Annotated in this window: 9 protein-coding genes and 1 pseudogene; 9 read left to right on the forward strand and 1 reads right to left on the reverse strand. The window is 73.6% G+C overall.

Annotated elements, in window-relative coordinates:
• The 9 genes and pseudogenes from ACTHMS_RS12970 to ACTHMS_RS13010 all read left to right on the forward strand — a co-directional run.
• Positions 1-448 (forward strand): annotated as a pseudogene (locus tag ACTHMS_RS12970) (replication-associated recombination protein A); the annotation flags it as partial.
• Positions 449-526: 78 nt separating this feature from the next.
• Complete coding sequence (locus ACTHMS_RS12975) at positions 527-913, forward strand: DUF948 domain-containing protein (protein WP_440307086.1); 387 nt, start codon at positions 527-529, stop codon at positions 911-913.
• Positions 914-1,168 (forward strand): hypothetical protein, encoded by a 255-nt coding sequence (locus ACTHMS_RS12980; protein ID WP_440307087.1) that lies wholly within the window; start codon positions 914-916, stop codon positions 1,166-1,168.
• A 12-nt stretch (positions 1,169-1,180) separates the two neighbouring features.
• The gene (gene alaS / locus ACTHMS_RS12985; RefSeq protein WP_440307088.1) at positions 1,181-3,913 is read left to right on the forward strand and encodes an alanine--tRNA ligase; all 2,733 of its coding nucleotides are present in this window, start codon (positions 1,181-1,183) and stop codon (positions 3,911-3,913) included.
• 1 nt (position 3,914) lies between these two features.
• The gene (gene ruvX / locus ACTHMS_RS12990) at positions 3,915-4,325 is read left to right on the forward strand and encodes a Holliday junction resolvase RuvX (protein ID WP_440307089.1); all 411 of its coding nucleotides are present in this window, start codon (positions 3,915-3,917) and stop codon (positions 4,323-4,325) included.
• Between the two features lie 25 nt (positions 4,326-4,350).
• Positions 4,351-5,649: an endolytic transglycosylase MltG gene (gene mltG, locus ACTHMS_RS12995; protein WP_440307090.1), complete on the forward strand. Its 1,299-nt coding sequence runs from the start codon at positions 4,351-4,353 to the stop codon at positions 5,647-5,649.
• A complete protein-coding gene (locus tag ACTHMS_RS13000) occupies positions 5,642-6,445 on the forward strand; it encodes a shikimate dehydrogenase (protein WP_440307091.1) in 804 nt (267 codons plus the stop codon). Before mltG ends, ACTHMS_RS13000 begins: the two co-directional genes overlap by 8 nt.
• A gap of 60 nt (positions 6,446-6,505) precedes the next feature.
• A complete protein-coding gene (gene fdhD / locus ACTHMS_RS13005; protein ID WP_440307092.1) occupies positions 6,506-7,285 on the forward strand; it encodes a formate dehydrogenase accessory sulfurtransferase FdhD in 780 nt (259 codons plus the stop codon).
• A gap of 113 nt (positions 7,286-7,398) precedes the next feature.
• Positions 7,399-8,877 (forward strand): flavin monoamine oxidase family protein, encoded by a 1,479-nt coding sequence (locus tag ACTHMS_RS13010; RefSeq protein ID WP_440307093.1) that lies wholly within the window; start codon positions 7,399-7,401, stop codon positions 8,875-8,877.
• Positions 8,878-8,884: 7 nt separating this feature from the next.
• Here the strand turns inward: ACTHMS_RS13010 and ACTHMS_RS13015 are convergent, their stop codons facing one another.
• Positions 8,885-9,133 carry a DUF6457 domain-containing protein gene (locus tag ACTHMS_RS13015; protein ID WP_440307094.1) on the reverse strand — a complete coding sequence of 83 codons (249 nt, stop codon included), beginning with the start codon at positions 9,131-9,133 and terminating at the stop codon, positions 8,885-8,887.
• Positions 9,134-9,295 lie beyond the last annotated feature (162 nt).

Below are 9,295 nucleotides of genomic sequence, written 5' to 3' on the forward strand. Positions count from 1 at the left end.
CGTGCACGCCAGCGAGGACGTCGGGATGGCCGACCCCACCGCGCTGCTCAGCGCCACCGCCGCCGCCCAGGCCGTCCAGCTCATCGGCCTGCCCGAGGCGCGCATCAACCTGGCCCAGGCGACGATCCACCTCGCCACCGCCCCGAAGTCGAACGCCGTCGTGAAGGCCATCGACGCCGCCCAGGCCGACGTGCGGGCGGGGCTCGCCGGTTCCGTCCCGCTGCATCTGCGCGACGGTCACTACCCCGGTGCCAAGCAGCTCGGGCACGGCAAGCGCTACGTCTACCCGCCCGACCGCCCGACCGGCGTGGTCGCCCAGCAGTACCCGCCCGACGAACTCGTCGGCCGCGACTACTACGAACCTACCGGACGCGGCACCGAGCGCGAGCTCGCCGAGCGCGTCGAGCGGCTGCGCGCCGCCGTCCGCGGCACCACCGACCCGCGATGATCACGCACCCAGGCACAGCAGGGTGTGCCTGCGTGCGTGATCATCGGCGGCGCGGACGGGTCGGCTAGGGTCGTCGCCATGCTCGCGCTCGCCGCTCTCATCGGCGCCGTCGCGTTCGCCGCGCTCGTCGCGCTGCTCGCCGTGCCGCTGCTGAAGGCCGGCCGCACCCTCGACGAGGCGAGCCTCACCCTGCGGGCGGCCCGCGAGACACCGGTGCGCGAGCCGCAGCCGATCGAGGTCGCGCGCGTGGTGGTCGAACGGGCCGACGCGCCGTCACCGCCCGCCGCGCCCGGCGCCTCCGCGACCCCGCCGGTCCTCGGCGCCGTCGTCTCGTCCACCCTCGCCGGGCCGCTCGGCGAGACCCTCATCAAGGCCGCGGCGTACGGCCACGGCGTGCGAGCCTCGGTGCAGAAACGCCTCGAGCCCGCCCCCTCCCGTCCCACCCGCTCGAAACGGAAGCGATAGATGCGCAGGTTGTTCTGGCTCTCCCTCGGCGCCACCCTCGGCGTCCTGATCATGCGTCGCGTCGAGCGGCTCATCGCGTCGCTCACGCCACGCAGCCTCGCCGTGCGCGCGACCTCGCGGGTGCGCGAGATCGCCGACGAGCTCGCCGCGTTCGCTGCGGATGTGCGGGAGGCGGCGTCCGAGCGGGAGGCCGAACTGCGCCGGTCGACCCTGCACAGCATCACGGGTGGCAGCATCCCGGGTGACGCGGCCTAGGAGACTGGACGCATGGAATCCGCGGAGATCCGTCGTCGCTTCCTGGGGCACTTCGAGCGCAACGGCCACACCGTCGTGCCGAGCGCGCCCCTGCCGTTCGACGACCCCAACCTGCTGTTCATCAACGCCGGCATGGTGCAGTTCGTGCCGTACTTCGTCGGCCAGCAGGAACCGCCGTTCCAGCGCGCGACCTCGATCCAGAAGTGCATCCGCACGCAGGACATCGAGGAGGTCGGCAAGACCACCCGCCACGGCACGTTCTTCCAGATGAACGGCAACTTCAGCTTCGGCGACTACTTCAAAGAGGGCGCCATCCAGCTGGCGTGGGACCTCTCCACGAACGCCGTCGACGACGGCGGCTTCGGGCTCGACGGCGACCGCATCTGGGTGACCGTCTACGCCGACGAGACGACCGGCGCGGCCGACGACGAGGCCATCGACATCTGGCACCGCGTGATCGGCCTGCCGCTCGAGCGCATCGTGCGCCGCGGCATGGACGACAACTTCTGGTCGATGGGCATCCCCGGTCCGTGCGGCCCGTGCTCGGAGCTGTACTACGACCGCGGCCCCGACTACGGCCCCGAGGGCGGCCCGGCCGTCGACGAGGACCGGTTCATGGAGTTCTGGAACCTCGTCTTCATGCAGGACGAGCGCGGACCCAACCGCGGCGGCGGCAAGAGCGACTTCGCCATCCTCGGCGAGCTGCCGAAGAAGAACATCGACACCGGCATGGGCATGGAGCGGATGGCCACCCTGCTGCAGGGTGTCGACAACCTCTACGAGATCGACCAGACCCGGCCGATCCTCGCCCGCGCGGCCGAGCTCGCCGGGAAGACCTACGGCGCGCACTCGGGGCACGCGGCGTCGCAGTCGGCCCCGGACGACGTGCGGCTGCGCGTCGTCGCCGACCACGTGCGCTCGGCGCTCATGCTCATCGGCGACGGCGTCACCCCGTCGAACGAGGGCCGTGGCTACGTGCTGCGCCGCATCTTGCGCCGCGTCGTCCGGTCGATGCGGCTGCTCGGGTACGGCGACCCGTCGTTCCCCGAGCTCTTCCCGGTGGCCCGCGACTGCATGGCGCCGTCGTACCCCGAGCTGGCGACGGACTTCGAGCGCATCTCGTCCTACGCCTACGCCGAGGAGGAGGCGTTCCGCCGCACACTGCAGGCGGGCACGACGATCCTCGACACCGCTGTGGCACGGGCGAAGTCGTCGGGTGCCTCGACGCTGCCCGGCGATAAGGCCTTCCAGTTGCACGACACCTACGGCTTTCCGATCGACCTGACGCTCGAGATGGCCGCCGAGCAGGGCATCAGCGTCGACGAGGCGGGCTTCCGGCGGCTCATGGCCGAGCAGCGGGCTCGGGCGAAGGCCGACGCGAAGGCCAAGAAGGTCGCGCACGCCGACCTGTCGATCTACCGATCGGCGCAGGGCGAGCTCGCGTCCGGCTCGACCGAGTTCACCGGCTACGTCGAGGTGCAGCGCGAGGCGGTCGTCACCTCGATCATCGGTGCGGACGGCCTGCTCGCCGCCGCCGGCGAGGGGCAGGACGTCGAGATCGTCCTCGACATCACGCCCTTCTACGCCGAGGGCGGCGGCCAGCTGCCCGACTGGGGTCGGCTCTCGGTCAACAACGGCGGACGCGAGGCGGACCTCACCGTGCTCGACGTGCAGCAGCCGCTGCCCGGGCTCATCGTGCACTCGGCGCACGTGCTGTCCGGCGAGGTGCGGCCCGGCGACGTCGTGCTGGCCTCGGTCGACACCGACCGGCGCGCGTCGGTGTCGCGGTCGCACTCGGCCACCCACCTGCTGCACGCCGGCCTGCGCCGCTCGCTCGGCGACTCGGCCGCGCAGGCCGGTTCGCTGAACGCCCCCGGGCGGCTGCGCTTCGACTTCACCACGCCGTCGGCGGTGCCGCAGTCGGTGCTCGGCGACGTCGAGGAGGAGATCAACGAGGTGCTGCTGCGCGACCTCGAGGTGCGGTGGTTCGTCACCGACCAGGACGAGGCGAAGCGGCTCGGCGCGATCGCGATGTTCGGCGAGAAGTACGGCGACCGCGTGCGCATCGTCGAGATCGGCGACTACTCGCGCGAGCTGTGCGGCGGCACGCACGTGCCCCGCTCGTCGGTGATCGGCATGGTGAAGCTGCTCGGAGAGTCGTCGATCGGCTCGGGTGTGCGCCGAGTCGAGGCCCTCGTCGGGCTGGACGCGTTCCGCTACCTCGCCCGCGAGCACGTGCTCGTGCAGTCGCTGGCCGGCGAGTTCAAGGCCCAGCCCGAGGAGCTGCCCGAGCGCATCAACGGCGTGCTCGAACGGCTCAAGGGCGCCGAGCGCGACCTGGCCAAGCTGCGGGTGCAACAGGTGCTGGCGTCGGCCGGCTCGCTCGCCTCGGCGGCGCAGACGGTGAACGGGGTGCGGGTGGTCGCGGCCGAGGCGCCGGCAGGCGTGGGCGGCAACGACCTGCGCACGCTGGCGATGGACGTGCGCAACCGCCTCGAGCACGGCGAGCCGGGCGTCGTCCTGCTGGCCTCGCCGGCCGAGGGCGGTGGCGTCGCGTTCGTCGCCGCGGTCAACCCGACCGGCCAGGCCGCGGGGCTGTCGGCCGGTGACCTGGTGCGCGCGTTCGCGCCGGTCATCGGTGCCCGGGGCGGCGGCAAGGCCGACCTCGCCCAGGGCGCCGGCGGCGACGCCGCGAAGCTCGACGACGCCTTCGCCGCCGTGCGCCTGGCCCTCGCGTCCCGCTGACATGACCGGCGTCTGGCTCGGCGTCGACGTCGGCACCGTGCGGGTCGGGGTGGCGCGGTGCGACCCGGCGGGCATCCTGGCCAGTCCGGTCACCACGCTGCGTCCCGACCAGCTCGACGAGCTCGCCGCGCTGGTGCGCGAGTACGAGGCGGTCGGCGTCGTGATCGGGCTGCCCCGGACACTGCGCGACCAGGAGGGGGCGTCCGCGCGGATGGCCCGCGACTTCGGGGCCGCGCTCGCCGTCCGGATCGACCCGACACCGATCGAGTACGTGGACGAAAGACTGACCACGGTGAGCGCCGAGCGTAAGCTCGCCGAGCGAGGCGTCCGGGGCCGAGCCCGCCGGGCTGTGGTCGATCAGGTGGCCGCCGTCGAGTTGTTGCAGCAGTGGTTGGAGGCGCGTCGGCGCTGAACCGGGTCGGGCAGGGGAGTGAGGCGTGAGCGCAGGCGTGTTCGACAACGAGCGCGACCCCCATGGCAGCTTCTTCGGCGACCACGACGACGACGAGTACGACGACCACTTCGACGGCCATGACGACGGCCACGACGACGGGCACGACGACGGTGGCTGGGACGACCGGCCGAGGCCGACGCCCCACGGCGGGCGCAGCGACCGGCGGGCCGCCGAGCGCGCCGCCCGCTTCCGCCGCCGCCGCCGGCTCGTCACACTGGGCGCCGCCGTCTTCGTCGCGCTGCTCGCGGTGGTCGTGTGGCTGGTCGTCCTGCCCGTCTACCACCACCTGAACCCCGATGACTACAGCGGCGCCAGTGGCAACGGCGGCACCGCCACCGTCGAGGTGCGGCCGAACGACGGCGCGCAGGCCATCGCCGACGCGCTGCACCAGGCGGGCGTGGTGGCGAGCAGTGCGGCGTTCGTGCGCGCGGCGTCGTCCGACCAGCGCTCGACGAACATCCAGCCCGGGTCGTACACGCTGCCCACCCACATCTCGGCCACGGCGGCACTCGCCGACCTGCTCGACGGCAAGCACCAGGCGCGCGGCCTGGTGATCCCCGAGGGCGCCACGGTCGTCGACGTCGAGAAGCGGCTCATCGCCCCGCGCTGCACGCCGACGACGCCGAAGACGACGGTCTGCGGTCTCGGCGTCCCCGAGAACCAGGCGAAGGCGGCCCTGAAGGACGTGTCGGCGCTCGGCCTGCCGAACGACTACGGCTCGCCGACCTCGGCCGAGGGCTTCCTCTACCCGCTCACCTACTCGATCGGCGCCGGCACCTCGGCGTCCGACGCGCTGCAGCAGATGGTGAACGCCTTCATCGACGAGGTGCGCTCGACCGGCTTCACCGCGGCCGCCCGGGCCGAGCACCTCACGCCCTACCAGGCGCTCACGATCGCCTCGATCGCGCAGTCGGAGGCGTACTTCTCCGAGGACATGCCCAAGGTCGCACGGGTGATCCTGAACCGGCTCGCCGCCGACATGCCGCTGCAGATCGACGCGACCAGCGCGTACGCCGCGAAGCTGAAGGGCCTCGACCCGACCAAGGTCATCTACGCCGAGGTCGACGGGCCGTACAACAGCTACAAGCACGCGGGCCTGCCCCCGACGCCGATCAGCAACCCAGGCGAGGACGCGCTGAACGGCGCCGTGCACCCGGCCGACGGCGACTGGCTCTACTACGTCAACGCCGACGCCGCCGGGCATCTGTTCTTCACCAACGATCAGACGAAGTTCGCCGCCGCGGTCGAGAAGTGCAGGAAGAACAACTGGGGCTGTGGCTGACGCCGCCGTGCTCGGCCGTCCGGTCGGGCACTCGCTCTCACCCGTGCTGCACCGCGCCGCCTACGCGGCCCTCGGGCTCGACTGGCGCTACACCGCGATCGACTGCGGCGAGGACGACCTGGCCGGGGTGCTCGCCGAGCGGGCCGACTGGGCGGGCTTCTCGTGCACGATGCCGCTGAAGCGCGCCGTGCTCGCCGTCGCCGACGAGGTGGCGCCGGTCGCCCGCGCGGTCGGGGCCGGCAACACGCTGCTGCCGCGCGCGGGCGGCGGCTGGGTCGCCGACAACACCGACGTCGCCGGCATGGTGGCGGCGCTCGGCGAGTACGGCGTCGCACCGGGGTCGGCCGTGGTGCTGGGTGCGGGCGGCACGGCGCAGGCGGCGATGGTCGCGCTGGCCGTGGCGGGCTTCGACACGGTCACCGTGCTGGTGCGCGACCCGGCGCGCACCGACGAGCTGCGGGCGGCGGCGGACGCCGTCGGTGTGGCGGTGCGGGTGGCTGCGCTCGACGAGCCGCTCACCGCCGACCTGGTGATCTCGACCCTGCCCGCCGGTGCCGCCGACCGGTTCGCCGCCGGCCCGTGGCGGGCGGGGCAGACGGTGCTGGACGTCGTGTACGCGGGCTGGCCCACGCCGCTGGCCGCAGGCGCGGCGGCCGGGGGAGCGCGGGTCGTCAGCGGGGCGCTCATGCTGCTGCACCAGGCCGCCGCCCAGGTCGGGCTGATGACCGGGCTCGAGCCGCCGGTCGCGGCGATGCGGGCCGCGCTGGCCGACGCCGCGCCCGGGTGCGGGGTCTGAGCGCGCCCGTTCGCGGGTGATCATGCGCCGGTGATCGCCGGCGTGCGTACTGTCGGACGCATGGCGGTCATGACGACCCGACGGGCGATCGTGCGGCGGGGTGTGCCCGCGCCCGACGACCTCGCCGTCGAGGAGCCGCTGATCCTCGCCCTCGACGGCGCGCCGATCGCCACCCTCATGCGCACCCCCGGGCACGACATCGAGCTCGCCGCCGGCTGGCTGAACGTCGAGTCGGGGGTGCGCACGGCCGACGACGTCGCGGTGCTGCGTTCGTGCCGCGACGACGACACCGACCGCGTGCACATCGACCTGCGGGCGGGCGTCGAGCCGCCGCGTCCGCGGGCGTTCGTCACCTCGGCCGCGTGCGGCGTCTGCTCGGCCGACGTGGTCGACGTGACCCCGCTGCGGCGCGCCGACCCGCACACGCCGGGCTGGACGATCGGTTCCGACGTCCTGGTCGGGCTGCCGGACGCCATGCGCGAGCAGCAGAAGGCCTTCCGGCGCACCGGTGCGGTGCACGCCGCCGCGCTCGCCGACACGGCCGGCGTGCTGCACGTCGTGCGCGAGGACGTCGGTCGGCACAACGCGGTCGACAAGGTCGTCGGCCGCGCCCTGCTCGACGGTCTGCTGCCGGCCACCGACCACCTGCTCGTCGTCAGCGGACGCGTGTCGTTCGAGATCGTGCAGAAGGCGGTGGCCGCGGGAGTGGCCGGCATCGTCGCGGTCTCCGCGCCGTCCAGCCTCGCCGTCGACCTCGCCCGCAAGCAGGGGCTGCTGCTCGCCGGACTCGTCCGCAACGGCACCTGCAACCTCTACGCCGGCGCCGACCTCGTCGTCTGACGCCACGAACCCCCTGCTGTGGCCCATCTCCGGGCTCGGGAACGAGCCACAGGAGGGGGTTCGTGCTGCGCGTTCGAGTGGCGAGAACGTGTTCCACCCCTGACGATCTCCGGGTGACGACACGACGCTCCTTCCTCACCGGCGGTCTCGCGGCAGCAGGCGCCGTCGCCCTCGGCGCAGCCGGGACGCAGCCCGCCGAGGCCGCGACCACGCTCTCGGCGGACGTCGTGGTCGTCGGCGCCGGACTCGCGGGGCTCACGACCGCCCGCCGTCTCGTCGCGGCGGGCAAGTCGGTCATCGTGCTCGAGGCGCGCGACCGCGTCGGCGGCCGCACCCTCAACCACCCGATCGGCGGCGGCAAGGTCGCCGAGGCCGGCGGCGAGTTCGTCGGCCCGACCCAGACGCGCATCGTCGCGCTGGCGAACGAGGTCGGCGTGGGCACCTTCGACGCCTACGACACCGGGCAGAACGTCTACGTCAACGGCCTCATCCGGCTGCAGTACTCCGACACCAGCCCGCTCGGCACGGCGCCGCCCGACCCGCTGCTGCTCGCCGACATCACGACGCTGGTGCTGCAGATCGACCAGCTGGCGGCGAAGGTCGACGTGCAGCGGCCGTGGGCGTCGCCCGACGCCGCGACCTACGACGCGATGACGCTGACGACCTGGGTGCAGCAGCACTCGGTGAACAGTGCCGGCGTGCTGGCGATCCTCGCGCCGTTCCTCGAGGCGCTGCTCGGCGCCGAGGCCGGCGACGTCTCGATGCTCGCGGTGCTGGCGTACGTGGCCGCCGCGGGCGACAGCAGCAACGTCGGCACGCTCGAGCGGCTGTTCGACGTCCGCGGCGGCGCGCAGCAGTCGCGGATCGTCGGCGGGTCGCAGGTCGTGGCGCAGAAGGTCGCGGCGGCGCTCGGCACCCGCGTCCGGCTCGGCACGCCCGTGCGCGAGATCCGCCAGACGGCCACGGGGGTGACGGTCGTCGGCGACACGGTGACGGTGAACGCCGGACGCGTGGTGGTGGCTGTGCCGCCGGCGCTCGCGGCGCGAATCCGCTACACCCCGCTGCTGCCCGCGCAGCGCGACCTGCTGATGCAGCGCGCCCCGATGGGCGCGTTGATGAAGGTCGAGGCCGTGTACCCGGCGCCGTTCTGGCGGGCGCAGGGGCTGACCGGGCAGTTCCTCACCGTCGGTGGCCCGGTCGGCTACGCGTTCGACAACTCGCCGGCCGACGGCAGCCCGGGCGTGCTCGCCGGCTTCGTCGGCGGCGCGCAGAACCTGGTGTGGGGCCCGAAGTCGCCGGCCGAGCGACGAGCGGGCGTGCTCGCGCAGTTCGCGCGGATCTTCCAGGACGACCGGTTCCTCACCCCGACCGACTACTTCGACATGGACTGGACGACCGAGGAGTGGTCGCGCGGCGGCCCGACCGCGGTGTTCGGCCCGGGCGTGCTGACGCAGTACGGGCCGCAGCTGCGCGTGCCGGTCGGCCGCATCCACTGGGCCGGCACCGAGACCTCGGACTACTGGACCGGCTACATGGACGGCGCCGTGCGCTCCGGCGAGCGGGCCGCGGCCGAGGTGCTCGCCGCCGGCTGACGAAACGTCAGGGTTGCGGGTGGCGCGCCAGGATCCGGCGGACGTCCTCGACCGCCATCTGGACGGTGTCGTGCGTGCCGCCCTCGAGCCCGGCCGACAGGCCGACGAGGAATGCCGTGAGCGGGGCGGCCGGCCGCGACACGCCGTGCGCGACGTCGCGGGTCAGGTCGAGCAGCAGGTCCTGGTCGAGGGCCGACGGATCGATGCCGAGCTCGTCGGCGACCCGGTACAGCCAGGCTTCCAGCGGGTTGGTCACGGCACCGTCCTCTCGCGTGCGTCGGCGAGATCGTCCCAGGTGTCGATGTCGCTGCCCCACCCCGCACCGTCCGGGAGGTCGCGGCAGGCGATGTCGGCGTAGAGGCGGCGCACCGCCGCGCCGGCCGGGTCGCCGACCGCGGCCAGCGCCGCGGCCAGCGAC

It is taken from the genome of Jatrophihabitans sp. (genome assembly GCF_051960575.1).
In the GTDB taxonomy this organism is placed as follows: Bacteria; Actinomycetota; Actinomycetes; order Mycobacteriales; family Jatrophihabitantaceae; genus JBQCEE01.